Origin of the sequence: Sphingomonas phyllosphaerae FA2 (genome assembly GCF_000427645.1) — a bacterium.
Taxonomy (GTDB): Bacteria; Pseudomonadota; Alphaproteobacteria; order Sphingomonadales; family Sphingomonadaceae; genus Sphingomonas; species Sphingomonas phyllosphaerae.
Genome location: NZ_KE386571.1, coordinates 3,382,917 through 3,406,070 on the forward strand (window position 1 = coordinate 3,382,917; position 23,154 = coordinate 3,406,070).

Genomic DNA, 23,154 nt, shown 5'->3' on the forward strand with positions numbered 1-23,154 from the left:
TAAGGCTAAGAGACACATGGCCGACGCACCCGACACTTCGCGCGACTGGCGCGACACCGTATTCCTGCCGCAGACCGGCTTTCCGATGAAAGCGGGGCTCGCGCAGAAGGAGCCCGCAATCCTCGACCGCTGGAAGCGGATCGGGCTGTACCAGCAGCTGCGCCAGCAGCGGCTGGGGCGCGAGCGGTTCATCCTCCACGACGGCCCGCCCTACGCCAATGGCGACATCCACATGGGTCACGCGATGAACAAGGTGCTGAAGGACGTTATCGTCCGCAGCCGCTCGCTGATGGGCTATGACGCGCCTTACGTGCCGGGCTGGGATTGCCACGGGCTGCCGATCGAGTGGAAGGTCGAGGAAGCGTATCGCGCGAAGAAGCTCGACAAGGATCAGGTGCCGGTCGCGCAATTCCGCGCCGAGTGCCGCGCCTATGCCGAAAAATGGGTGGCGGTGCAGCGCGACGAGTTCGAGCGGCTGGGCGTGATGGGCGATTGGGACGATCCCTATCTGACCATGAAGTTCGAGGCCGAGGCGACGATCGCGGGCGAGTTGCTCAAGTTCGCCGAGAGCGGCCAGCTGTATCGCGGCGCGAAGCCGGTGATGTGGAGCCCGGTCGAGAAGACCGCGCTGGCCGAGGCCGAGGTCGAATATGAGGACGTCGTCTCGACGCAGATCGACGTCGGGTTCGAGGTGATCGACTGCCCCGAATATCCGGGGCTGGCCGGCACGCTGGCGGTGATCTGGACGACGACGCCGTGGACGATTCCCGTGAACCAGGCGCTCGCCTATGGGTCGGCGGTCGATTATCTGCAATTCGAGCATGACGGGCGGCGCTATCTGGTCGCCGAGCCGCTGATGCCTGCCTTCACCAAGCGCACCGGCATCCCGATGGGCAAGATCATCGCGCTCATCAAGGGCCCGGTGCTGGAGGGCGCGACCGCGCGGCACCCGATGCACCAGCTGGGCGGCTTCTTCGCGACGCCGCGGCCGTTCTTCGAAGGCGAATTCGTCACCACCGACGCGGGCACCGGGCTCGTCCATATGGCGCCCGATCACGGCGAGGACGACTTCCTGCTGTGCAAGGCGCATGGGATCGAGCCGGTGTTCGCGGTGGATGGCGCGGGGATGTACCGCGCGGACTGGGCGTGGCTCGGCGGGCAGGGCAGCGTCATCAACAAGAAGTTCGTCAGCGCCGAGGGGCCGATCTGTTCGGACCTGCGCGCGGCGGGCGGGCTGCTGTCGGCGAGCGATGACTTCGCGCACAGCTATCCGCATTCGTGGCGATCGAAGGCGAAGGTGATCTTCCGCGCGACGCCGCAGTGGTTCATTCCGATGGATGGCAATGTGAAGCCCTCTCCCCTCGGGGGAGAGGGTTTGGGTAAGGGGCGGGAGCCTCGCAGAGAGGCCGGTCTCGGTGAGACCCCGGCCCCTCACCCAACCCTCTCCCCGGAGGGGAGAGGGCTAAATGGAGCCACCCTCCGCGAACTCGCGCTCGACGCGATCTCCCGCACGCAATGGGTCCCCGCCCGCGCTGAGAACCGTATCCGCGCGATGGTCGAGGGACGCCCAGACTGGGTGATCAGCCGGCAGCGCGCCTGGGGCGTGCCGATCGCGCTCTACGTGCATCGCCCGAGCGGCCAGTATCTCAACGACCCGGCGGTCAACGCGCGGATCATCGACGCCTTCCGCGCGGGCGGTGCCGATGCGTGGTTCACCGCCGACCATCAGGCGCTGCTCGGCGATAGCTACGACCTCGCCGATTACGAGCCGGTCAACGACATTCTCGACGTGTGGTTCGACTCCGGTTCGACGCACGCGTTCGTCGTCGAGGCGCGCTATGGCGAGGGCACGCGTGCGAACCTGTATGTCGAAGGGTCGGACCAGCATCGCGGCTGGTTCCAGTCGTCGCTGCTGGAAAGCTGCGGGACGCGCGGGCGCGCGCCGTATGACGCGGTGCTGACGCACGGCTTCGCGCTCGACGGGCAGGGACGCAAGATGTCCAAGTCGCTCGGCAATGTCGTCGACCCACTCAAGGTGATCGGCGAATCGGGCGGCGACATTCTGCGGCTGTGGGCGGTGTCGACCGATTATTTCGACGACGTGCGGATCGGCAAAGAAGTGCTGGCGACGTCGTCGGACGCATACCGCAAGCTACGCAACACCTTCCGCTATCTGCTCGGCGCGCTCGACGGGTTCGGCGATGACGAGCGGGTGCCGGTCGCCGACATGCCGGAGCTGGAGCGCTACATGCTCCACCTGCTCCATGCGCTCGATCGCGAACTGAAGGAGGCGGCGACCGCCTATGAGTTCAACCGCTACGTCCGGCGGCTGACCGACTTCTGCAACGAGGATCTGTCGGCGTTCTTCTTCGACGTGCGCAAGGACTCGCTCTATTGCGACGCGCCGGGCGACGTGAAGCGCCGTGCGTATCGCACGATGCTCGACGTGCTGTTCCATGCACTGGTCCGCTATGCCGCGCCTGTGCTGGTCTTCACCGCCGAGGAAGTGTGGCAGGCGCGCTTCCCGGCCGACGACAGTTCGGTGCACTTCCTCGAATGGCCGACGCTGCCCGACGAGGCCGGGGAGGATGTCGCGCAGCGCTGGCTGAAGGTCCGCGCGTTGCGAGAGCGGGTCACCGAAGCGATCGAGCCGCTGCGCCGCGAGAAGACGGTGCGCTCCAGCCTTGAGGCGGAAGTGACCGTTCCCGAACTGCCGCTCGATGCGGGCGCGCTGGCGGAGCTGTTCATCGTCGCGAAGGTGAGCGAGGCCGCGACGGTGGATGTGGCGCGCACCGACTATCACAAATGCGGGCGCTGCTGGCGGCATCTGCCCGAGGTGACGAGCGATGGCGATCTGTGCGCGCGCTGTGCCGATGTGACGGGAACGACGGCGTGATTCCGCGCGCCGGATTGCTGCTGGCGGCGGTGGTGTTCGCGGTCGACCAGCTCGTCAAATGGCTGGTAACCGGGCCGCTGCAGATCGATTTTCTTGGCGCGTATCGCACGTTGCTGCCGATCTTCGATCTGCGTTTCACCAAGAACGAGGGCGTGTCGCTCGGCATGTTGCGCGCCGAAACCGACACGACGCGCTGGTTGCTGGTCGCCTTCACTGCCGCGATCGCGATCGCGGTGGCGGTGTGGATGTTCCGCGAGCGCAAGCGTGCCGACCAGCTCGCGCTCGGGCTGGTGCTGGGCGGGGCGATCGGGAATATCGTCGATCGCGTACGGCTGGGCTATGTGGTCGATTTTGCGGATCTGCACTTCGGCGAGTGGCGGCCCTTTCTGGTATTCAACGTCGCCGATGCCGCGATCACGATCGGCGTGCTGATTCTGCTGGTGCGCGCGCTCCTGATCCGCGAGAAGCGCGACGATGTTTCGGAGAATGTCCATGCGTAAGTCTGTGGTGGTGGTGGCCGGGATGGCGGCGCTGGGGCTGCTCGCCGGCTGCGGCAAGCGCGGTTACGACCGCGCCCGCCCCGACGAGTTCGCGGTGGCGCGGCAGGCGCCGCTGATCATCCCGCCCGATTTCGCGCTGGTCCCGCCGCAGCCGGGCGCCGCGCGCACGCAGGGCAACAACCCGCAGGCGCAGGCAATCGAGGCGCTGTTCGGCGGACCGGCGGCGCGCAGCGCGGGTGAAGCGGGCGTGGTCGAGCAGGCCGGCGGCGCGAGCGCGTCGACGCCGGGCATCCGCTCGGGCGTGGGCGATCCGGGGACCAACGTCGTCGACAAGGGGCAGACCACCAGCGACATCGTCGCCGCGCCGCAGGGTGACGGGCAGGATGCGCGGGCGTCGGTGGGTGGCGCGGCTGCCGCTCCGGCACAGCCGCAGCCGCAGCAATAAGCTCCCCGTCGCCCCTGCGGAGGCAGGGGCCAATGGCTGCTTCGTCATTTCGAGCCATCTGACACAGGCGCGTCGTGCCGTGTGTCAGGTGGCTCTTTCGCAATCGACAGACATGGGTCCCTGCCTTCGCAGGGACGACGGTGGTTTTCGTCTGCGCGCTGGGCTTGGGGATCAGGTCCGGGATGACGGATCGGCGGGCGCCTCCGCGCCCGGCCAGCTGCGCACATAGATGTCGCGCTGCGCGAACGGCATGCCGATCCCGGCGTCGCGGAACATGATCCAGAGGCGATTGAGCACGTCCGACCGGACGTTGCCAACCCCGCTCTCGGGATCGCTGATCCACGCGAGGATCTCATGTTCCGCGCCGTCGGTGCCGAAGCCGGTCAGCCAGACGTTCGGCTTGGGCGTGTCGAGCACGCGTGGTGATTCGCGTGCGGCGCGCAGCATCAGCGCCTGCGCCGCCTTCAGGTCGCAGTCATAGGGCACGCGCACGGGGATGCGGACGCGGACGTTGCGGTCGGAATAGGACCAGTTCTCGACCTCGCGGGTCATCAGATCTTCGTTCGGGATCAGATGCTCCTTGCCGTCGCGCGTCACCACCGACACCGCGCGGACGCCGATCTTGTTGACCCAGCCGAAGCTGGTGCCGACCGCGATCACGTCGCCCGGCTTGATCGAGCGATCGAGCAGCAGGATGATCCCGGCGATCAGGTTGCCGATCGTCTTCTGCATCCCGAACCCCACCGCGAGCCCGAACGCGCCCGAGAAGACCGCAAACGCGGTGAGGTCGATCCCGAGCAGGTCGATCCCGAACAGAAAGGCGAAGACCACGACGACGATCCCGGCGATCTTCTGCGCCAGCACCTTCTGCGTCGGGTCGAGCGCGCGGGCGTGGGCGATGGTGTGCGCGGTCAGGCGGTTGGCGACGCGCACCGCCGCCATCAGCGCGACGACGATGACCAGCACCTCGATCAGCGACAGCAGCGACAGGCGGCGGCTGCCGACCCGCACCCCGATCGCGTCGAGCGTGGTGGTGATCGGCTCCAGCCCGCCGACCGCATGGCTGAAAATGCCAGTGAAGACGACCAGCTCGACGATATAGGCCGCCCAGCGCGGGATGCCGACGCCGCGCATCAGCTGGTGCGCGGTCAGCGTCCCGGCCGCTGCCATCGCAAAGCCGATCGCGGCCGCCGCCAGCGGCCCCCAAGGCCAGACGGCGTAGATCAGCGCGAGCAGCAGCACGGCGGCGCCGTGGCGAATGATCGTCGCGATGCGAGGCCCCAGCCCCTCGACATGCGCGCCGACATGCGCGCGCCACCAGGCGGCGGTGCGCGCGCCGATGATGCGCTGCGCCATCACGCCAACCGCCAGCGCCGCCATCACCAGCGCACCGGCCGCCGCCAACTCGATCAGGTCGGCCTGCGCCGGCACCATCTCGAGCAGGGCGCCGACATCGGTCACGCCTGCGCCGCGCGCCATGCGGCCAGCCCGCGTTCGAGGTCGGCGATCAGGTCGTCGGCGTCTTCAAGCCCGATCTGCAACCGCACCAGCGGGCCGGCGAAATCGGGTGTGGTGGCGGTGCGGTGGCGCTGCGGATCGATCGGGACCGCGAGGCTTTCGAACCCGCCCCAGCTATAGCCGATCCCGAACAGGTCGAGCGTGTCGATCAGCGCGCAACGCGCCGCATCGTCGCCGCCCGCCAGCACGAACGCGAACAGCCCCGCCGCGCCCCGGAAGTCGCGCTGCCACAGGTCGTGGCCCGGGCAGGAGGGAAGCGCGGGGTGGAGGACGCGCGCAACCTCGGGGCGGGTCGCCAGCCATTCGGCGATCCGCAGCGCGCTCGCCTCGTGTCGCTCCAGCCGCACCCCCATCGTGCGCAGGCCGCGGCTGGCGAGATAGGCGTCGTCGGCGCTGATCACCTGCCCGAGCTGGAAGCTAGTGTCGCGCAGCGCGGCGAAGCGGCCCGCCCCGGCGGTGACCGAGCCCATCATCACGTCGGAATGGCCGCCGATATATTTGGTGCAGGCGAGGATCGAATAGTCGACCCCCAGTTCGATCACCGGGAACAGCAGCGGCGTCGCCCAGGTGTTGTCGATAACCGTCGCGACCCCGCGCGCTTTCGCGGCGGCGACGATCGCCGGGACGTCCTGCACCTCGAAGGTCAGGCTGCCGGGGCTTTCCATGAAGATCACGCGCGTGCGCTCGCCGATCAGGTCGGCGATGCCCGCGCCGATCAGCGGATCGTAATAGCGCGTCGTGATTCCCATTCGCGCCAGCAGCTTGTCGGCGAGCGCGCGGGTCGGGTCATAGGCGCTGTCGACCAGCAGCAGCTCGTCGCCCGGCGACAGCAGCGTCAGCAGGCACGCCGAGACCGCCGCGACGCCCGACGGATAGAGGAACGTCCCCTCCGCGCCGGGCTCCAGCTCGGTCAGCGCGTCGGCGAGGCTCCACTGGGTCGGCGTGCCGCGGCGGCCGTAGAACAGCCGGTGGTGGGTGTCGCGCGCGCCGGTCGCGCGCAGGTGCGCGACATCGTCGTAGAGGATCGTCGAGGCGCGCCACACCGGCGTGTTGACCACGCCGGCGGTCCATTCCTTGCGGCGTCCGCCGGTGACCAGCCGCGTTGCCGGTCGGATGTCGTCGCGCGCGCTCATGCGTCCCCCGTTGCCTTGGGCGTGGCAGGATTGCCGCCCCATTCGGTCCAGCTGCCGTCATAGACCGCTGCCTCGCGCCCCAGCAGGTGCGCGCCGAACGCGAGCACGCTGGCGGTAATCCCCGAGCCGCAGGTCATCGCCAGCGGACGGTCGAGATCGACCCCGGCCGCGGTAAAGGCGGTGGCGAGCGCGTCACCCTGTTTCCACGTCCCGTCGGCGTTGAAGAGCTGCGGATAGGGCAGGTTGCGCGCGCCTGGCATATGGCCGGGCGCGACGCCGGGGCGCGGATCGGCTTCCGCCCCGGTGAAGCGCGCCGCCGAGCGCGCGTCGACGATCTGTGCGCTGCCGTCCTGCTGAAGCGCGCGCATCGCGGCGAGATCGAGGAGGCCGATGTTAGAGGCAATTACGTCGACGGTGGTCGGTGCGACCGGCGACGCGCCTTGCTCCAGCGGCCGCCCTTCCGCCTTCCACTTCGCCAGCCCGCCGTCGAGTAGCGAGACATCGGTGAAGCCGAACGCGCGCAGCATCACCCAGCTTCGTGCGGCGGTGCGATGCGGCGCGTCGTCATACAGCACGATCCGCGCGTCGCGCCGCAGCCCGAGCCGCCCTGCCAGCGCCGCGAAATGCGCTGGGCCCGGCATCGTGGAGGGGAGCGGCGCACCCGGTTCGGCGAAGGCGGCGAGGTCCATGAAGGTCGCGCCGGGAATGTGCGCCGCTGCGAATTCGGCGGCGGCGTCGCGCGGCGGCTCGCCGGGGAGGCCGACGTGATAGCTGGCGTCGAGGATGCGCAGCCCCGGCGCGGCTACGCGCGCGGCGAGCCATTCGGTGGAGACGAGAGCGGTCATGCCCCTCTCCATAGCGCCAGCGCGACGGCTTGGAACAGGTCGCAATCACTCACATCACGCCTTATGTGCGCGCGCATGACCCCGATGCATCTTGGCCAGACCAGCACGCTGCCCGCTTCCCCGGACGAGGCGGTGCTCGATTACGTCCCCAACCCGCGCCCGGCGCAGACCTATCTGGTGCGCTTCACCCAGCCCGAATTTACCTCTTTATGCCCGGTGACCGGGCAGCCCGACTTCGCACATCTGGTGATCGATTATGCGCCGGGCGAGACGATCGTCGAATCCAAGTCGCTGAAGCTGTTCCTCGGCTCGTTCCGCAACCATGCCGCCTTTCACGAGGATTGTACGGTCGGGATTGGCGAGCGGCTGTTCCGTGAGATGCAGCCGCAATGGTTGCGGATCGGCGGTTATTGGTATCCGCGCGGCGGGATGCCGATCGACGTCTTCTGGCAGTCTGGCGCCGCGCCAGCGGATTTGTGGCTGCCGGATCAGGGCGTCGCACCCTATCGCGGCCGCGGCTGATTAATCGCGATCAACCCGATCGGCTATGCTGCATTGCGGAATTTTGGCAACCTTTCGCCTTAATGACGGTTCATCTTTGCGAACACGCGCGCAATGGGCGGCGTATCCATCGGCAGAGGTAAGGGGATGAAGCAGTCGACCGGAGCGCTGAACGTCGGGCACATCGCGCTGATCGGTAACTTCCTGCCACGAAAGTGCGGGATCGCGACCTTCACCACCGATACCTATCAGGCGCTGCGCGCCCGATTCCCCGAGATGCAGGTCGACGTCTATGCGATGGACGATCATCCCGGCCGGTACGATTATCCCGAAGCCGTCGTTGGCGCGATCCCGCAGCACGACCGCGACGCCTATGTCTCCACCGCGCGCGCGATCGAGAACAGCGGCGCGCAGGTGCTGTGGCTTCAGCACGAATATGGCATCTTTGGCGGAGAAGCGGGCGGGCACATCCTTGCGCTGCTCGACCGCGTGTCGCTGCCGTTGATCGTCACGCTGCATACCGTTCTCGAAAAGCCGAGCGCCGCCGAGCGGACGGTTTTGGAAGGGCTACTGCGTCGCGCCGCCAAGGTGATCGTGATGGCCGAGCGCGGGCGCGAAATCCTGGAGCGTGTCTATGGCGCGAATCCGAAGCAGATCGCGACCATCCCGCACGGCGTTCCCGACCGGCCGTTCGCCGAGCCCGATTCGTTCAAGGCGCGGTTCGGATGGGACGGGCGGCGTGTGATCCTCACGTTCGGACTGCTCGCACCCGGCAAGGGCATCGAGACGATCATCGAGGCGATGCCGTCGGTGGTAGAGCGACATCCCGAGGCGATGTATGTCGTGCTCGGCGCGACCCACCCCAATCTGGTCGCGCATGAGGGCGAAAAATATCGCGACTCACTCAAGGCGCGTGCCGCCGAACTGGGCGTGGGCGACAATGTCGCGTTCATCGATGCGTTCGTCGATCACGACGACCTGATCGATTATCTGCAGGCAGCGGACATCTATGCCACGCCGTACCTCAACCCCGCTCAGATCACCAGCGGCACGCTCAGCTATGCGGTCGGCGTCGGCAAGGCGGTGGTTTCCACGCCGTATGTCCATGCCACCGAAATCCTTGCCGATGGACACGGCGTTCTGGTCGATTTCCGCGACCCGGCCGCGTTCGCACGCGAGATCAACGACCTGCTCGGCAGCGCGCGCAATCTCGCGCGGTTGTCGGCCCGGGCTTATGCGCGGGGCCGGACGATGATCTGGCCACGCGTAGTGGAGAAGGCAATGGACGAACTAATGGCCAGCCTGTCGACCCGCACGCAGCGGCTTCCGCACCCCGGCAAGGCCGACAAACAGGTGTTGGCTCCCGACATCTCGGCCGTCGAGCGGATGAGCGATGCGACCGGGATGCTCCAGCATTCTATCTTCTCGGTGCCCGACCGCCGCCACGGCTATTGCATCGACGACAATGCGCGCGCGCTGATGCTGATGAGCGCGATCGACGATCTCGACGCTGAGACGCGCGACAAGTGGATGACGATCTATGCGTCGTTCGTGCAGTTCGCGTGGAACCCCGAGGCGCGGCGCTTCCGCAACTTCATGAACTTCGACCGGACGTGGTGCGAGGACGTCGGGTCTGAGGATTCGAACGGCCGCGCGCTCTGGGCGCTGGGCGTAACGGCGCGCGATGCGCATGAGCCCAAGCACCGCGACTGGGCGACCGCGATGTTCGACAATACTGCCAGCCTCGCGCTCGACCTCGGCAGCCCGCGCGCGCAGGCGTTCGCGATGCTCGGTGCCGCGGCGATGCTGGAGGCGTCGCCGGGGCACGAGATGGCGTTGCAGGTCCTGCGCCGCTTCCCGGACGAGCATCTGGCGCTGCTCGTCGCCGCGCGGCGGCCCGAATGGTGCTGGTTCGAGATCGTGCTCGCCTATGACAATGCGCGGCTGCCCGAGGCGATGCTGCGCGCCGGGCTGGCGCTTGACCGGGCCGATCTGATCGCGTGCGGGCTGGATACGCTCGACTGGATCGTCGGGCGGCAGACCGCGCCGGAGGGACATTTCCGGGCGGTCGGTTCCGAGAGTTTCGGACGCGTCTATGCCGATCCGCTGCCGTTCGACCAGCAGCCGCTGGAGGCGCAGGCGACGATCGACGCCTGCGCGGCGGCGTTCGACGCCACCGGCGACGTGCGCTGGTATGCCGAGGCGAAGCGGGCCTACGACTGGTATCTGGGCGTCAACGACCTCGATTTGCCGCTGGCGACGCAGCGTGACGGCGGCTGTTTCGACGGGCTGATGCCGACCGGATTGAACCGCAATCAGGGTGCCGAGTCGATCCTGGCGTTACAAATGGCGTCCTGTGCGATTTCGGGGCTTTCAAAGCGCGTCGGAAAAGTGGCAGGGACGGTGCGCGTCTCCGCCTGACGGCGGCGACGTTCGCGTTCGACGTCCCTAAAGACGAGGCTGGTCCTTGGAGCTGTTCAACCACCGGCTGCGTTTGCATGCCGATCCGTCGCGCGTCGTGGTGCGCCCCTTTCACATCGGCTGGATCGCCAATGCCAACGGCGTCAGCCGTTCGCAGCGGCTGATCAGCGAGGTCATGGACATGTCGCCGCAAGAGGCGCGTGACCAGCTCGACCTGGTGCTAAAGGATTTCGAGGCGCGCCACTGGCAGACGCGGCGCGTGTTCATGACCCGCTACGACGAGATCGCGGCGGCGCACGATCTCGACGGCAGCCGCATCTCGGATGAGAAGCGTCAGCTGATCGGTGCGTATTTCTGCCACGAATATAGCTATGCCGCCGCGGCGCTGATGAACCCCAGCGCGGTGCCGCATCCCGATCAGTCGGGGATGGAGGACGGCGCGCAGCGCATCGTCATGTCGTTGCGCGCGGTGGGCGAGGGGCATATTTCCTCGGTTGCGTTCCGCGAGGGGATCATCACCAGCGAGAACGAGCTGAAGCTGGCCCCCGAGCCGCCGTTCGCGACCGCGACCGACGCGACCGGCACTGACGAGGAAGCGCCGCCGAGCGGGCCGGTGACGGTCTATCGCCACCGCGACAGCACGCTGTCGGGCACGGTGATCTTTCCGATCACCGATGCGCAGTCCAAGGGGCTGGAGGATCTACGGCTCGTGCACTTCACGCACGACGACGGGACGCAGGAATGGCTGGGCACCTATACCGCCTATAATGGCGCGACGATCCAGTCCGAGCTGTTGCGGACGCGTGATTTCCGCGCGTTCGACCTGATCCCGATGACCGGCAGCGCGGCGCGCAATAAGGGGATCGCGCTGTTCCCGCGCAAGGTGGGTGGCGAATATCTGTCGATCGGGCGGCAGGATGGGGAGAACCTCTATCTGCTGCGCAGCGACGACCTGACGCATTGGGACGACGGCGAGTTGATCCTCAAGCCGGTGTTTCCGTGGGAGTTCGTGCAGATCGGCAATTGCGGGCCGCCGATCGAGATCGACGAGGGCTGGCTACTGCTGACTCACGGCGTCGGCGCGATGCGGAAATATTCGATCGGCGCGGCGCTGCTCGACAAGGACAATCCGGCGCGGATCATCGGCCGGACGCGCTCGCCGATCCTGGCGGCGGCGGATCAGGATCGCGAGGGCTATGTGCCGAACGTCGTCTATACGTGCGGCGCGATGAAGCATGGCGACAAGCTGTTCATGCCGTACGGGATTGCCGACAGCTCGGTCGGGTTTGCGTTCGTGTCGATCAAGGAACTGCTGGGAAAGATGTGACCGGTCGCCGCCGCGGCCACGTCCGCGGCGGTGCGTGGCCAACGGGCCGCGCAGCGACCGGTCCGGCCGGGGGCCGGCTTGGCCGAACCCGTCCTACGTCATGCCGGCGGCTTGGCCGTCGGCGGTTTTTTATTTCGTCATCAACGCCTTCGTCATCCCGGATCCTTCGACAAGCCCGGGAGAGCCTTGATCCCGGGTCTCGCTCTCTCTGCGGTGGGTGAGAAGAAGCGGGGCCCCGGATCAAGTCCGGGGCGACGGGTGGTAGGCTACTTACGCCTCAGCCGCGGTCTTTTTGGCTGGCGCCTTCTTGGCGGCAGGCGCTTTCTTCGCCGCGGCCGGCTTCTTCGCCGCAGCCTTTTTGGCCGGCGCCTTCTTCTTCGGCTTCGACGGAGCCGCCGCGGCGCGATCGTCGATCAGTTGCGCGGCTTCCTCCAGCGTCAGCTGGTCCGGGGCGATCGTCTTCGGGAGCGTCGCATTAGTCGTGCCGTCCGTGACATAGGGGCCATAGCGGCCCTCCATCAGCTTGATCTCCGCCTCGGTGCGCGGGTGAGCCCCCAGCACCTTTAGCGGGGCGCGGGCCGCACCGCGCGCGGGGCGACCACCGCCCGCCGCTGCCTCGGCCAGCTTGACCACCGCGGCGTTCATGCCGGTTTCGAACACCTCCGATGTTGACGAAAGTCGCGCATATTTGCCGTCGTGCACGAGGTACGGCCCATAGCGGCCGATGGCGGCATTGATGGGCAAACCCGTCTCCGGATGTTGCCCGATGGTGCGTGGAAGGTTCAACAAACGCAGCGCCATCTCAAGGTCGAGTTCGCCGATGTCCTTCGGAATAGAGGCGCGCTTCGCCTCCTTGCCCTCGCCGAGCTGGATGTACGGGCCGAACCGCCCGCTCTTGCGCTCGACCGGCAGCCCGGTCTCGGGGTCCTGCCCGAGCGTCTCCGGCCCGGCATCTTCTGCCGCCGCTTCGCCGCCCTGCGCGAAGCGGCGCGTGAATTTGCACTCGGGATAGTTGCTGCACGCGATGAACGCACCGAACTTGCCGCCGCGCAGCGCGAGCTGTCCGGCCTGGCACGCCGGGCACAGCCGCGGATCGCTGCCATCGGCCTTTTCGGGAAACAGGTATGGCGCGAGGAACTGGTCGAGCGCCGCGGTGACCTCGCTCGGCTTCTGCTCCATGACCTCCGCGGTGCGCGGCTTGAAGTCGCGCCAGAACGCCTCCAGCACCGCCTGCCATTGCGCGCGGCCGCCGGACACGTCGTCCAGCTCTTCTTCCAGCTCGGCGGTGAAGTCGAACCCGACGTATTTCTCGAAGAAGCGCTCGAGGAACGCCGTCACCAGCCGCCCACTCTCCTCAGCGAAGAAGCGGTTCTTCTCGACCCGCACATAGGCGCGGTCCTTGAGCGTCTTGATGATCGAGGCATAGGTCGACGGGCGACCGATCCCTAGCTCTTCCATGCGCTTGACCAGCGACGCCTCGGAGAAGCGCGGCGGCGGCTGGGTGAAATGCTGCTCGGCGACGACGTCCTTCCGCGCCGGGCTGTCGCCCTCGCGCATCCGCGGGAGGCGCTTGGCGTCCTCGTCCTGGCTGTCGTCCTGGCCTTCCTCGTAGAGCGCGAGATAGCCGGGGAACAGCACGACCTGCCCGGTGGCGCGCAGCACGTTGCGCCCGGTGCCGTCGGCCAGCTCGATCGTGGTGCGCTCCATGCGCGCCGAGGCCATCTGCGACGCCAGCGCGCGCTTCCAGACCAGATCGTACAGCCGCGCGTGGTCGCCCGAGCCGACGCGGTCCTTCGAAAAGTCGGTCGGGCGGATCGCCTCGTGCGCTTCCTGCGCGTTCTTGGCCTTGGTCTGGTACTGGCGCGGCTTGTCGGGGACGTAGCCGCCATCATAGCGATCGGCGATCGCGGCGCGTGCCGCGGAGATGGCGCTGCCGTCCATCTGTACGCCGTCGGTCCGCATGTAGGTGATCGCGCCATCCTCGTAGAGCTGCTGCGCGATCCGCATCGTGTGATCGGCGGAGAAGCCGAGCTTGCGCGCCGCCTCCTGCTGGAGCGTAGAGGTGGTGAAGGGCGGCGGCGGGTTGCGCGTTGCGGGCTTGGTCTCGACCGACTGGACCGAGAAATTGCCGGCCTCGACGTCCCCCTTGGCCTTGAGCGCGTCGCCCTCGTTGCCGATCGACAGACGGTCGAGCTTCTTGCCCTGCCATTGCACCAGCCGCGCGGCGAACGGCGTGCCGTCCTGCTCCATGCTGGCCACGACCGACCAATATTCCTGTGCGCGGAACGCCTCGATCTCGCGCTCGCGATCGACGATCAGCCGTAGCGCGACCGACTGGACGCGCCCCGCCGACTTGGCGCCGGGCAGCTTGCGCCACAGCACCGGCGAGAGCGTGAAGCCGACGAGATAGTCGAGCGCGCGGCGCGCACGGTACGCGTCGATCAGGTCGGTATCGAGATCGCGCGGCGCCTGCATCGCCTGCGTCACCGCCTGTTTGGTGATCGCGTTGAAAGTGACGCGCTGGACGTCCTTGGGCAGCGCCTTGCGCTTGGCGAGCACCTCCTGGACGTGCCACGAAATCGCCTCGCCCTCGCGATCGGGGTCGGTGGCGAGGATCAGGCGGTCGGCGGTCTTCGCGAGATCGGCGATTGCCTTGAGCTGCTTGGTCTTGTCGGCGTAGTTTTCCCATTCCATCGCGAACCCCTCGTCGGGATTCACCGAGCCGTCGCGCGGCGGCAGGTCGCGGACGTGGCCGTAGCTGGCGAGGACGCGATAGTCCGAGCCGAGATACTTCTCGATGGTTTTGGCCTTGGCGGGCGATTCGACGATGACGAGCTGCATTGTTGCCTAACTAGGGAGCCTCACACGTACGTGCGAGGGTGAAGGGGAGCGGTGGGGGGCGTCAAGCCGGCGAATGTTGACAGCGAGGCCGTGGCGTGGGCGAGATGATAAAAAGCGGGGGGTTTATGCGGCATCGAGGGACGACGGCAGCGCTGGCGGTGGCGGCATGGTGGATGACGGCGGGACCGGGCGGCGCGTTGGCAGCGCCGGTCGCCTGTTCGATCGGATCGTCGTCCGATGACGAGATCGGGCGGCTGCTTGATGAACGCGGATTTGACTTTGCGGGGTATGATCGCCTGTGTGCCTTTTTGCGCGAGCACGGGATGAAGGTACAGATTACCGCAAGGAACGGGGTGCTGGGTGGACGCGCCTATGGCTGGGCGATCGTGACGTTTGAAGATCGCCGTACCGGGGTGCGATCGGACCGCTACCACACGTCCACCACGATCGACGGAGACGCGGATACCCCGACCGCGCGGCTCGCGATGTGGCAGTCGATCAATCACGCGCTGGCCGACATCGCCGCGCGCCCCGAGTCGATGGCCGAGATGGCAGACGACCTTCGCCGACAAATCACGTTGCTGCGAGCCGCGTTTTCGCCGTCCGCGAGCGCCGCACCGCGGCCATAACCTCAGCAAAGGCTCACCCGGCCGCCGGCTTGGCGTTCGAGGCGGCCGGCGAGTTCGAGTTCCAGCAGGACCATCTGCACCACCGCGGGCGCGCAGCCGGACTGGCGGACCAGTTCGTCGACCGCGACCGGGACCGGGCCGAGCAGCGATTCGATACGCGCACGCTCGGCATCGCTGGCGTCCTCGGGCGGGGGGCGCCCCAGCCGCCGGTGGGCGCGCGGACTGCGGCGCGGGCGTCGATCGGGCTAAGTTGTTCGAGCACGTCGGCGGCGTTCTGGATCAGCGTCGCGCCGTCGCGGATCAGTGCGTTGCAGCCCTGCGCGCGCGGATCGGACGGGTGGCCGGGCACCGCCATCACCTCGCGGCCCTGCTCGCCGGCCAGCCGCGCGGTGATGAGCGAGCCCGATTTGGGCGCGGCCTCGACCACGACGGTGCCGAGCGCGAGCCCGGCGATGATGCGGTTGCGGTGTGGGAAGTGGCGTGCCCGCGGCTCGGTGCCGGGCGGCATCTCGGCGATCAGCAGCGCCTGCGTCGCGATCCGTTCCTGAAGCGCTTCGTTCTCGGGCGGATAGACGACGTCGATCCCGCCCGCGATCACCGCGATCGTCGTCGCGCCGGCGCCCTCGTGCGCGGCGGTGTCGATCCCGCGCGCCAGCCCGGAGACGACGCTCGCGCCCTCGGCGGCGAGGTCCTGCGCCAGCCCGCGCGCGAAGCGGCACGCCGCGGCCGAGGCGTTGCGCGCGCCGACCAGCGCCACCGGCGTGCGCCGCAGCAGCGACAGGTCGCCGCGGACGGTGAGCACCGCGGGGGCGTTGTCGATCTCCGCGAGCAGCGTGGGGTAATCGGGGTCGCCGAGGAACAGCAGTCGCGCGCCGAGTTTCTCGACGAGCTGTCGCTCGCGTTCGACGGCCGCGAGCGGGGGTGGGGCGGGGACCCGGCCGCCACCGCGTCGGGCGAGATCGGGGAGGGCGCCTAGCGCGGCGGCGGCGGTGCCGAAGCGCGCCAGCAATTGCCGATAACTGACCGGCCCGATCGACGGCGTGCGGATCAACCGCAGCCGTGCGGTCGTGTCATCCACCGGCGTCCTCGCTCGCCGCCTCCGCCGGTACGTCCTTGCCGCTGCCGATCCGCGGTTCGGTGCCGTCGACCAGCCGCGCGATGTTCGCGCGGTGCTTCCACAGCACGATCGCGGCCAGCGCGAGCAGCAACGGCACGAGGTCGAAGTCGCCGAGGATCGCGGCGGTGACCGGCGTGCTGATCGCCGCGGCCATCCCGGCCAGCGACGAGACGCGCGTGACCGCGAGCAGCCCGAGCCACAGGATCGCGAACACCAGCCCGAGCGGCCAGCCGAGCCCGAGTGCGACACCCATCAAGGTCGCAACACCCTTGCCGCCGCGGAAGCGCAGCCACACCGGATAGCAATGACCGATCATCGCGCCCGCCGCCGCGAGCGGTTGCTCGCCCGGCCACAACCACGCGACCAGCAGCACCGCGACCAGCCCCTTGGCGAGATCGAGCAGCAACGTCGCCGCCGCCAGCCCCTTGCGCCCGGTGCGCAGCACGTTGGTGGCGCCGATATTGCCCGAGCCGATCTGGCGCAGGTCGCCCGCGCCCGTCATCCGCGTCAGCACGACGCCGAACGGGATCGAGCCGAGCAGATAGCCGATCAGCAAGGCTGCGGCTGGCGCTATCCAGATGATCTCGGTCGGCAGTGTTCGATCCCCCTCGACCGCGAGCTTTAGCCGAAACATTTAGGGTACGCCACCGGCAGCGTTGCCGCAGGTAATCAATCCGGACTAGGTGGCGGTGTGATTGAATCGGCACCGATCCTGTTCTTCGATTCCGGCGTCGGCGGGCTGTCGGTGGTCGCGCCGACGCGCACGCTGCTGCCGTGCGCGCCGATCGTCTACGCCGCCGATTCGGCGGGCTTCCCCTACGGCACGCGGAGCGAGGCGGAGATCGCCGCGCGCGTGCCGGCGCTGTTGGGGCGGCTGGTCGAGCGTTATCGCCCGCGACTGGTGGTGATCGCATGCAACACCGCCTCGACGATCGCGCTGGCGGCGGTGCGCGCCGCGCTCGACGTCGGGGTGGTCGGCACGGTGCCCGCGATCAAGCCGGCGGCGGCGATGAGCCGGTCGCGGGTGATCGGCGTGCTCGGCACCGCGGCGACGGTGCGTCAGCCGTATGTCGACGATCTGGCGGCGCGGTTCGCGAGCGATTGCACGGTGCTGCGCTACGGCTCGGCGGCGCTGGTCGAGATCGCGGAGGCGAAGCTGGCGGGCGACACGCCCGAGCCGGCGGCACTGTCGCGCGAGCTGGACGGGCTGTTCACGCAGCCGGGTGGCGAGCGGATCGACGTGATCGTCAATGCCTGCACGCACTTCCCGCTGCTGGAGACGCAGATGGGGGCGGTCGCGCCGGCGGGGGTGCGGTTCGTCGATGGCGGGCCGGGGATCGCGCGGCGGATCGTGCATCTGACCGAGGGACAGGCGTGGCCGGCGCAGGCGGAGGACGTGCTGGTGTTCACGCGGCTTGGCGAGGCCGAGCGGCGGCTGGCGGCGGCGCTGGGCTTCGTGCGGGTCGAGGCGCTGTAGACGCAAAAGCGTGGGGGTAGGGCAATTTGTCCACCCTTTTCGATTAGTGAGAATGCGGTTCTGCGCTGGCCATCGCCGGTCGGAGGGAGTAATCGCGGGCACCATGAAGACGGAGAGCATCGAAGCGCGCGGCGTCGACTATTCGCGCGTGTTCACCCAGGCGATCGACCGGCTTCATGCCGAAGGTCGGTATCGCGTGTTCATCGACATCCTGCGCAACAAGGGAATGTTCCCCAATGCGCGGTGCTTCGCCGGGCATAACGGGCCGAAGCCGATCACCGTCTGGTGCTCGAACGACTATCTCGCGATGGGGCAGCATCCCAAGGTAATCGCGGCGATGGAGGAGGCGCTCCACGATGTCGGTGCCGGCTCGGGCGGGACGCGCAACATCGGCGGCAACACGCATTACCACATCGATCTCGAGGGCGAGCTGGCCGATCTGCACGGCAAGCAGGCGGCGTTGCTGTTCACCTCCGGCTATGTCTCGAACGAGGCGACGCTGTCGACGCTTGCCAAGGTGCTGCCGGGCTGCATCATCTATTCGGACGAGATGAACCACGCCTCGATGATCGCGGGGATCCGCAATTCGGGGTGCGAGAAGCGTGTGTTCCGACACAACGACCTCGCGCATCTCGAGGAATTGCTGTCCGCCGACGATGCCGCGGCACCGAAGCTGATCGCGTTCGAGAGCGTCTATTCGATGGAGGGCGACGTCGCGCCGATCGCGGCGATCTGCGACCTGGCCGACAAGTATAACGCGCTGACCTATCTCGACGAGGTTCATGCGGTCGGGATGTACGGCGCGCGGGGCGGCGGGATTTCGGAACGCGACGGGGTCGCGGACCGGCTGACGATCATCGAGGGGACGCTGGGCAAGGCGTTCGGGGTGATGGGCGGGTATATCGCGGCCGATCGCACGATCGTCGACGTGATCCGCTCCTATGCGCCGGGGTTCATCTTCACGACCTCTTTGTCGCCGGTGCTGGTCGCGGGCGTGCTGGCGAGCGTGCGGCACCTCAAGCAGTCGAGCGCCGAGCGCGACGGGCAGCAGGCGGCGGCGGCGACGCTGAAGGCGATGCTGCGCGACGCCGGGCTGCCGGTGATGGCGGGCGAGACGCATATCGTGCCGGTGATGGTGGGCGACCCGGTGAAGGCCAAGAAGATCAGCGACATCCTGCTCGCCGAATATGGCGTGTACGTGCAGCCGATCAATTACCCGACCGTGCCGCGCGGCGCGGAGCGGCTGCGCTTCACGCCGGGGCCGGCGCACAGCGAGGCGATGATGCGCGAGCTGACCGATGCGTTGGTCGAGATCTGGGACCGGCTGGAGTTGCGCGCGGCGGCGTGAGGATTGCCGTCATTGCTTCGCTGCGCTCGCAATGACGAATCAATATTCCGTCACCCCGGACTTGGTCCGGGGGGGCGCTTTTTCCGAGGGCCAAGGAAGAAGAAGCGGGGCCCCGGATCAAGTCCGGGGCGACGGTTAGTTGAGGCCTTCGTCCCTTCGCGCCAGCAGCGGCGGTTGGTAGGGCAGCGGGGCGTCCGCAGGCATCGTCGCCAGTTCCCTTTCGATCGCCGCCGCGCGGTCCTTGGCCGACGGGTGGGTGCGGCTGTGGAACATGCCGCCGTCGATCTTGCTGCCGTATTCGCGCCAGAAACGTACCGCGAGTTGCGGATCCCAGCCGGCGTTGCGCAGCAGGTACGCGCCGAGCAGATCGGCCTCGGTTTCGGTCTGGCGGAAGAGTCGCGCGTTGCGGCCGAACTCGGAGAGCAGCCCCCATTTGACCCCCGCCGCCTCCAGCCGGACGCGGTGGCGGAGGATCGCATGCGCCAGTTCGTGCGCGACGACGACCGCGATCTGGTCGTCGCCGAAACGCTCGAACAGCGCGCCGCCGACCTGCACGACATGGCCGTCCGACGACGCGCCGAGCTTGCTGCCGGTCAGCACCTCGAACTCGACCCGGCAACCCGCGCGCGGCTGGACCGTCACTTCGCGGACCGCGCCGTCGCGGCGCAAGGTCAGTGCAATCGGTGCAGCGACTGGCAGTGCCGCGATCCGCGCTTGCGCGGCGTCGCGGGTCGCGCTGGTCATCGCGTCGCCCGTCGTCGCGGGTGGCAGCGGCTGCGCATCGATCGCGGTGACGCCATCGTTGGCGAGCACCCCGGCCTGCGCGGCGGGCGCACCGGGCACGACCAGTTCGACCGCGACCGGCGCGGCGAAGGCGCTGCGCAACTCGGGAGGATATTGGTCGGCGGCGTGGAGCGTCGCGCCGATCACCGGCTGTTGGTCGCGGCACAGGGCTGCGTTGGCGGTGGTCAGCCGCCAGGCAATCGCGGCCAGCCGCTGGTCGACGTCGAGCAGACTGGGTGCGGCGGCGGCGGGCAGCGCGACGAGCGCCAGCAGGAGGGCCACGAAACGGAACAACATACGCATTACTCGGGCTGGCGGGCGGTCGGGCGAAAGGCGGCGGGCTCGATGCCGTGGCGCTGCATTCGGTCGTACAGGCTGCGGCGCGGCAACTGCAACTCCGCCGCCGCCGCGCCGACATCGCCGCGCACCCGCTCCAGCGTGGCGCGGATCGCCGCCGCCTCGAAACGGTCAACGCGTTCCGACAAGGGAAGCTGATCTGCGGGTTGCGCCGCGCCGCCATCGACGCCGAGCACGACGCGCGCCGCGAAATTGCGCAGCTCGCGGACGTTGCCCGCCCAGTCGTCGCTGACCAGCCGCGCCTCGACCGCGGCGTCGATCATCGGCCGCTCGCGCCCGAATCGCTCGGCCGCTTCGCCGAGAAAATAGGCGAAGAGCAGCGGCACGTCGGCGCGGCGCTCGCGCAGCGGCGGGATGCGGAGCCGCACCGTTTCCAGCCGGTAAAGCAGGTCGGCGCGGAAGCGGCCCTCCGCCGCGGCGGTCGACAGGTCGGTCTTCGCGGCGGCGACGACGCGCAGGTTGACGACGCGCGGTGCCGCGCCCGCTTGCGGCAGTTCGCGCTCCTCGACGACGCGGAGCAACTTGCCCTGCAACGCCGGCGACATGCTGTCGATCTCATCGAGGAACAACGTCCCACGATCGGCATCGGCGATCCGTCCGGCTTGCGTGCGGGTGCCGAACAGCGCCTCGTCGGCGATCGCATCGGGCAGCGCCGCGCAATCGACCGCAACGAATTGCCGCGTGCGGCGGTGGCTCCAGCGGTGGAGCAGCAGCGCGACCAGTTCCTTGCCGGTGCCGGTCTCGCCCTCGATCAGCACGTCGACGTCGACGTCTGCCAATTGCCGGATCGTCTCGCGCAGCCGCACCATCACCGGCGTCTCGCCGATCAGCGGATAATGCGTTTCGGCCTCGGCGGCGGCGACGCGCAGCCGGCGATTTTCGAGCACCAGCCGGCGCACGTCGAGCGCGCGGCGTACGCTGGCGATCAGATGGTCGGCGGCGAACGGCTTGGCGATGAAATCCCAGGCGCCCTTCTTGAGCGCCGCGACCGCGGTGGCGATGTCGCCGTGCCCGGTCATCAGGATCACCGGCAAGTCGGGATCGCGCGCGGCGACCGCCTCGGCGAGCGCATGGCCGTCCATGCGCGGCATCCGTATGTCGCTGACGACCACGCCGGGAAAGTCGGCGCCGAGCTGCGTCAGCGCGGCGCGCGCGTCGGCGAAGGGCTCGACCTCGATCCCGGCGATCGCGAAACTGTCCGCGAGCGCGGTACGCAGCCCGTCGTCATCGTCGATCAGCACAACGCGCAGTGCGCCGTTCGGGGAAGGCTCGCTCATGCGCGCTTCACCGAGGCCATGAACGCCGCGCCGCCCAGTGGCGAGGGCACGATCCGCAATGCGCCATCGAACTGCGCCATGATGTCGCGCGCAATGCCGAGCCCGAGCCCGAGCCCATCGGGCTTGCCGGTGACGAAGGGGCTGAACACCTCCTCGCCCAGCGCCGGGTCGATCCCGCTGCCGTTATCGGCCACGATCAGGTCCACGCATGTCTCCCGTTCCTCCACCAGCACGGCGATCCGGGGATCGTCGCGCGCCGCCACCGCATCGACCGCATTGTTGAGCAGGTTGACGAGCACCTGCTCCAGCCGCACCCGCCCGGCGACCACCGCCGGCTGCCCGCGCCTGGGCCAGTCGACGGCCACGTTCGCGCCGCGCAGCCGATCGCCGACCAGCAGCAGGGTGCCGTCGAACACCTCGTCGAGCGCGACCGGCTCGATCCGGCCGCTGCCACGCCGGGCGAAGCGGCGCATCTCCTGCGTGATCGAGCCGATCCGCGCGGTGAGCGCCACCGCGCTGTCCAGCGTTGCGGCGACACGATCGTTCCGCCCGGCGGCGAGATGGTGCTGCGCGTTCTCGGCCAGCGTGCGGATCGTCGCCACCGGCTGGTTGATCTCATGCGCCAGCCCGGCGGTGATCGACCCCAGAGAGGCGAGGCGATTGGCCTGCGCCAGTTCCTCGCGCGCGGCGCGGAAGCGCTGGTCGGCATCGGCGCGTCGCTCCATCTCCGCGCTCAACTCCGCGGTGCGTTCGCTGACCGCGGCCTGCAATTGCGCGCGCACCGTTGCGGCGCGCGCCAGCCGCGTCGTCCGCCACGCGAGCAAGGCGGCGAGCAACAACAGCACCAGCGCGAAAGTGGCGGTCGCGAGCCGCGCCAGCCCCGCCGCTTCGCGCAGCGCGCGGGCGATCGGCACGACGCGCACCAATTGCCAGCCACGGACATCGAGCGGGGTCGCGATCGTCAACTGCGTCGGATCGGTGCCGGGGCGGAGGTGCGTGAGCGGCAGCGGGGCCGACCCGAACTGCCCGCTGGCTCGCACCGCCGCGCGTACCGCAGGGGAGAGCGGGCGGAGCGTGCGCAGCGCCTCGCGCGGGTCGGTGGTGGCGAGCACGATGCCGCGCCCATCGACCAGCAGCGTCGTGCCGGGATCGTTGCTCCACGCGCGCGTCACGGCGTCGAACTCCACCTTGACGACGACCACCCCGGTCGGACCGCGGGGCCCGTCGATGCGGCGGCTGAGGAACAGCCCCGGCCGTCCGCTGACGTTGCCGAGCGCGAAATATTCGGCGCTGCCGTCGCGCATCGCCAGCCGGTAATAGGGGCGGAAGCGATAATCGTGCCCGACGAAGCTGTCGGCGCGCGCGGCGTTCGAGGCGGCGACGGTCATGCCGCGGGCGTCGATCGCGTAGATGACCGCGGCGCCGGTGCGCTCGGCGAGCGGGGCGAGCTTGCGGTCGAGCCGCCGCGCGGCGTCGGCGCTGGTGCCGCCGGAAAGGGCGTCACGCAAATCGCTGTATTCGCTGAGCACGATCGGCAGGAGCCGGTATTTATTCAGTTCGCTGTCGAGCAGCCGTGCCTGTTGGCGCGCGGTGCCGAGCGCCGTTGCGCGGGCTTCGTCGCGCGCGCGTCCGGCAGTCCAGGGTGCGACGGCGAGATAGAAGAGCGTCGCCGCCGCGATCACCGCCAGCGGCACCAGTAGCCGAAGGGGAAGACGCATGCGCGACATACGTGCAGGATA

General features: G+C 68.7%; 17 protein-coding genes and 1 pseudogene. 9 read left to right on the forward strand and 9 right to left on the reverse strand.

Features of this window, described 5'->3' with window-relative positions:
* Positions 1 to 16 precede the first annotated feature (16 nt).
* From ileS to SPHPH_RS0116500, 3 genes are read left to right on the forward strand one after another with little or no spacing between them, the layout of a single operon-like run.
* Positions 17 to 2,896, forward strand: coding sequence for an isoleucine--tRNA ligase (gene ileS, locus SPHPH_RS0116490; RefSeq protein WP_028967681.1), 2,880 nt, complete (start codon positions 17 to 19; stop codon positions 2,894 to 2,896).
* The gene (gene lspA / locus SPHPH_RS0116495; RefSeq protein WP_037489832.1) at positions 2,893 to 3,396 is read left to right on the forward strand and encodes a signal peptidase II; all 504 of its coding nucleotides are present in this window, start codon (positions 2,893 to 2,895) and stop codon (positions 3,394 to 3,396) included. Before ileS ends, lspA begins: the two co-directional genes overlap by 4 nt.
* The gene (locus tag SPHPH_RS0116500; protein ID WP_028967683.1) at positions 3,389 to 3,841 is read left to right on the forward strand and encodes a DUF3035 domain-containing protein; all 453 of its coding nucleotides are present in this window, start codon (positions 3,389 to 3,391) and stop codon (positions 3,839 to 3,841) included. The genes lspA and SPHPH_RS0116500 overlap by 8 nt, the downstream gene beginning before the upstream one ends.
* A gap of 171 nt (positions 3,842 to 4,012) precedes the next feature.
* Here SPHPH_RS0116500 and SPHPH_RS0116505 read toward each other — a convergent pair whose 3' ends face one another.
* The 3 genes from SPHPH_RS0116505 to SPHPH_RS0116515 are packed head-to-tail and all read right to left on the reverse strand — an operon-like array spanning position 4,013 to position 7,337.
* A complete protein-coding gene (locus tag SPHPH_RS0116505; RefSeq protein WP_037488756.1) occupies positions 4,013 to 5,320 on the reverse strand; it encodes a mechanosensitive ion channel family protein in 1,308 nt (435 codons plus the stop codon).
* Positions 5,299 to 6,492: a cystathionine beta-lyase gene (gene metC, locus SPHPH_RS0116510; RefSeq protein WP_028967685.1), complete on the reverse strand. Its 1,194-nt coding sequence runs from the start codon at positions 6,490 to 6,492 to the stop codon at positions 5,299 to 5,301. The genes SPHPH_RS0116505 and metC overlap by 22 nt, the downstream gene beginning before the upstream one ends.
* On the reverse strand, positions 6,489 to 7,337 hold the full coding sequence (locus tag SPHPH_RS0116515; RefSeq protein ID WP_028967686.1) for a sulfurtransferase: 849 nt from the start codon (positions 7,335 to 7,337) through the stop codon (positions 6,489 to 6,491). Before SPHPH_RS0116515 ends, metC begins: the two co-directional genes overlap by 4 nt.
* A gap of 75 nt (positions 7,338 to 7,412) precedes the next feature.
* On the opposite strand from SPHPH_RS0116515, the gene queF reads away from it, so the two are divergent.
* From queF to SPHPH_RS0116530, 3 genes are all read left to right on the forward strand, one after another.
* Positions 7,413 to 7,859, forward strand: a complete 447-nt coding sequence (gene queF, locus SPHPH_RS0116520) for a preQ(1) synthase (RefSeq protein ID WP_028967687.1) — start codon at positions 7,413 to 7,415, stop codon at positions 7,857 to 7,859.
* Positions 7,860 to 7,985: 126 nt separating this feature from the next.
* Complete coding sequence (locus SPHPH_RS0116525; RefSeq protein ID WP_028967688.1) at positions 7,986 to 10,259, forward strand: glycosyltransferase family 4 protein; 2,274 nt, start codon at positions 7,986 to 7,988, stop codon at positions 10,257 to 10,259.
* A 46-nt stretch (positions 10,260 to 10,305) separates the two neighbouring features.
* Entirely contained in the window at positions 10,306 to 11,586 is a 1,281-nt protein-coding gene (locus SPHPH_RS0116530) for a glycoside hydrolase family 130 protein (protein WP_028967689.1), read from the forward strand.
* A gap of 270 nt (positions 11,587 to 11,856) precedes the next feature.
* On the opposite strand, the gene topA is transcribed toward SPHPH_RS0116530, so the two are convergent.
* Positions 11,857 to 14,427 (reverse strand): type I DNA topoisomerase, encoded by a 2,571-nt coding sequence (topA, locus tag SPHPH_RS0116535; RefSeq protein WP_028967690.1) that lies wholly within the window; start codon positions 14,425 to 14,427, stop codon positions 11,857 to 11,859.
* A gap of 125 nt (positions 14,428 to 14,552) precedes the next feature.
* Here topA and SPHPH_RS0116540 point away from each other — a divergent pair, with 125 nt between their 5' ends.
* On the forward strand, positions 14,553 to 15,056 hold the full coding sequence (locus tag SPHPH_RS0116540; RefSeq protein ID WP_028967691.1) for a hypothetical protein: 504 nt from the start codon (positions 14,553 to 14,555) through the stop codon (positions 15,054 to 15,056).
* A gap of 2 nt (positions 15,057 to 15,058) precedes the next feature.
* Here the strand turns inward: SPHPH_RS0116540 and dprA are convergent.
* A pseudogene (dprA, locus tag SPHPH_RS20070) lies at positions 15,059 to 16,134 on the reverse strand (DNA-processing protein DprA).
* Positions 16,127 to 16,807, reverse strand: coding sequence for a glycerol-3-phosphate 1-O-acyltransferase PlsY (plsY, locus tag SPHPH_RS0116550; protein WP_081668671.1), 681 nt, complete (start codon positions 16,805 to 16,807; stop codon positions 16,127 to 16,129). The pseudogene dprA and the gene plsY overlap by 8 nt, the downstream one beginning before the upstream one ends.
* A gap of 57 nt (positions 16,808 to 16,864) precedes the next feature.
* Here plsY and murI point away from each other — a divergent pair, with 57 nt between their 5' ends.
* Together murI and hemA are read left to right on the forward strand one after the other, a co-directional pair.
* A complete protein-coding gene (gene murI, locus SPHPH_RS0116555; protein ID WP_028967693.1) occupies positions 16,865 to 17,650 on the forward strand; it encodes a glutamate racemase in 786 nt (261 codons plus the stop codon).
* A 103-nt stretch (positions 17,651 to 17,753) separates the two neighbouring features.
* The gene (gene hemA, locus SPHPH_RS0116560) at positions 17,754 to 18,998 is read left to right on the forward strand and encodes a 5-aminolevulinate synthase (RefSeq protein WP_028967694.1); all 1,245 of its coding nucleotides are present in this window, start codon (positions 17,754 to 17,756) and stop codon (positions 18,996 to 18,998) included.
* Between the two features lie 135 nt (positions 18,999 to 19,133).
* On the opposite strand, the gene SPHPH_RS0116565 is transcribed toward hemA, so the two are convergent.
* Genes SPHPH_RS0116565 through SPHPH_RS0116575 form a run of 3 tightly spaced genes read right to left on the reverse strand, consistent with a single transcriptional unit; the run spans position 19,134 to position 23,133 of the window.
* On the reverse strand, positions 19,134 to 20,084 hold the full coding sequence (locus SPHPH_RS0116565) for a M48 family metallopeptidase (RefSeq protein WP_238303154.1): 951 nt from the start codon (positions 20,082 to 20,084) through the stop codon (positions 19,134 to 19,136).
* Positions 20,084 to 21,415, reverse strand: a complete 1,332-nt coding sequence (locus SPHPH_RS0116570) for a sigma-54-dependent transcriptional regulator (protein WP_028967696.1) — start codon at positions 21,413 to 21,415, stop codon at positions 20,084 to 20,086. Before SPHPH_RS0116570 ends, SPHPH_RS0116565 begins: the two co-directional genes overlap by 1 nt.
* Entirely contained in the window at positions 21,412 to 23,133 is a 1,722-nt protein-coding gene (locus SPHPH_RS0116575; protein WP_028967697.1) for a sensor histidine kinase, read from the reverse strand. The genes SPHPH_RS0116570 and SPHPH_RS0116575 overlap by 4 nt, the downstream gene beginning before the upstream one ends.
* Positions 23,134 to 23,154: the final 21 nt, after the last annotated feature.

What these genes read in the sequence shown, in the direction of transcription:
- ileS (WP_028967681.1), top strand. Translation starts at nt 17, where the DNA reads ATGGCCGACGCACCCGACACTTCGCGCGACTGGCGCGACACCGTATTC.
- SPHPH_RS0116500 (WP_028967683.1), top strand. Translation starts at nt 3,389, where the DNA reads ATGCGTAAGTCTGTGGTGGTGGTGGCCGGGATGGCGGCGCTGGGGCTG.
- SPHPH_RS0116505 (WP_037488756.1), bottom strand. Translation starts at nt 5,320, where the DNA reads ATGGCGCGCGGCGCAGGCGTGACCGATGTCGGCGCCCTGCTCGAGATG.
- metC (WP_028967685.1), bottom strand. Translation starts at nt 6,492, where the DNA reads ATGAGCGCGCGCGACGACATCCGACCGGCAACGCGGCTGGTCACCGGC.
- SPHPH_RS0116515 (WP_028967686.1), bottom strand. Translation starts at nt 7,337, where the DNA reads ATGACCGCTCTCGTCTCCACCGAATGGCTCGCCGCGCGCGTAGCCGCG.
- queF (WP_028967687.1), top strand. Translation starts at nt 7,413, where the DNA reads ATGACCCCGATGCATCTTGGCCAGACCAGCACGCTGCCCGCTTCCCCG.
- SPHPH_RS0116525 (WP_028967688.1), top strand. Translation starts at nt 7,986, where the DNA reads ATGAAGCAGTCGACCGGAGCGCTGAACGTCGGGCACATCGCGCTGATC.
- topA (WP_028967690.1), bottom strand. Translation starts at nt 14,427, where the DNA reads ATGCAGCTCGTCATCGTCGAATCGCCCGCCAAGGCCAAAACCATCGAG.
- SPHPH_RS0116540 (WP_028967691.1), top strand. Translation starts at nt 14,553, where the DNA reads ATGCGGCATCGAGGGACGACGGCAGCGCTGGCGGTGGCGGCATGGTGG.
- plsY (WP_081668671.1), bottom strand. Translation starts at nt 16,807, where the DNA reads ATGTTTCGGCTAAAGCTCGCGGTCGAGGGGGATCGAACACTGCCGACC.
- hemA (WP_028967694.1), top strand. Translation starts at nt 17,754, where the DNA reads ATGAAGACGGAGAGCATCGAAGCGCGCGGCGTCGACTATTCGCGCGTG.
- SPHPH_RS0116565 (WP_238303154.1), bottom strand. Translation starts at nt 20,084, where the DNA reads ATGCGTATGTTGTTCCGTTTCGTGGCCCTCCTGCTGGCGCTCGTCGCG.
- SPHPH_RS0116570 (WP_028967696.1), bottom strand. Translation starts at nt 21,415, where the DNA reads ATGAGCGAGCCTTCCCCGAACGGCGCACTGCGCGTTGTGCTGATCGAC.
- SPHPH_RS0116575 (WP_028967697.1), bottom strand. Translation starts at nt 23,133, where the DNA reads ATGCGTCTTCCCCTTCGGCTACTGGTGCCGCTGGCGGTGATCGCGGCG.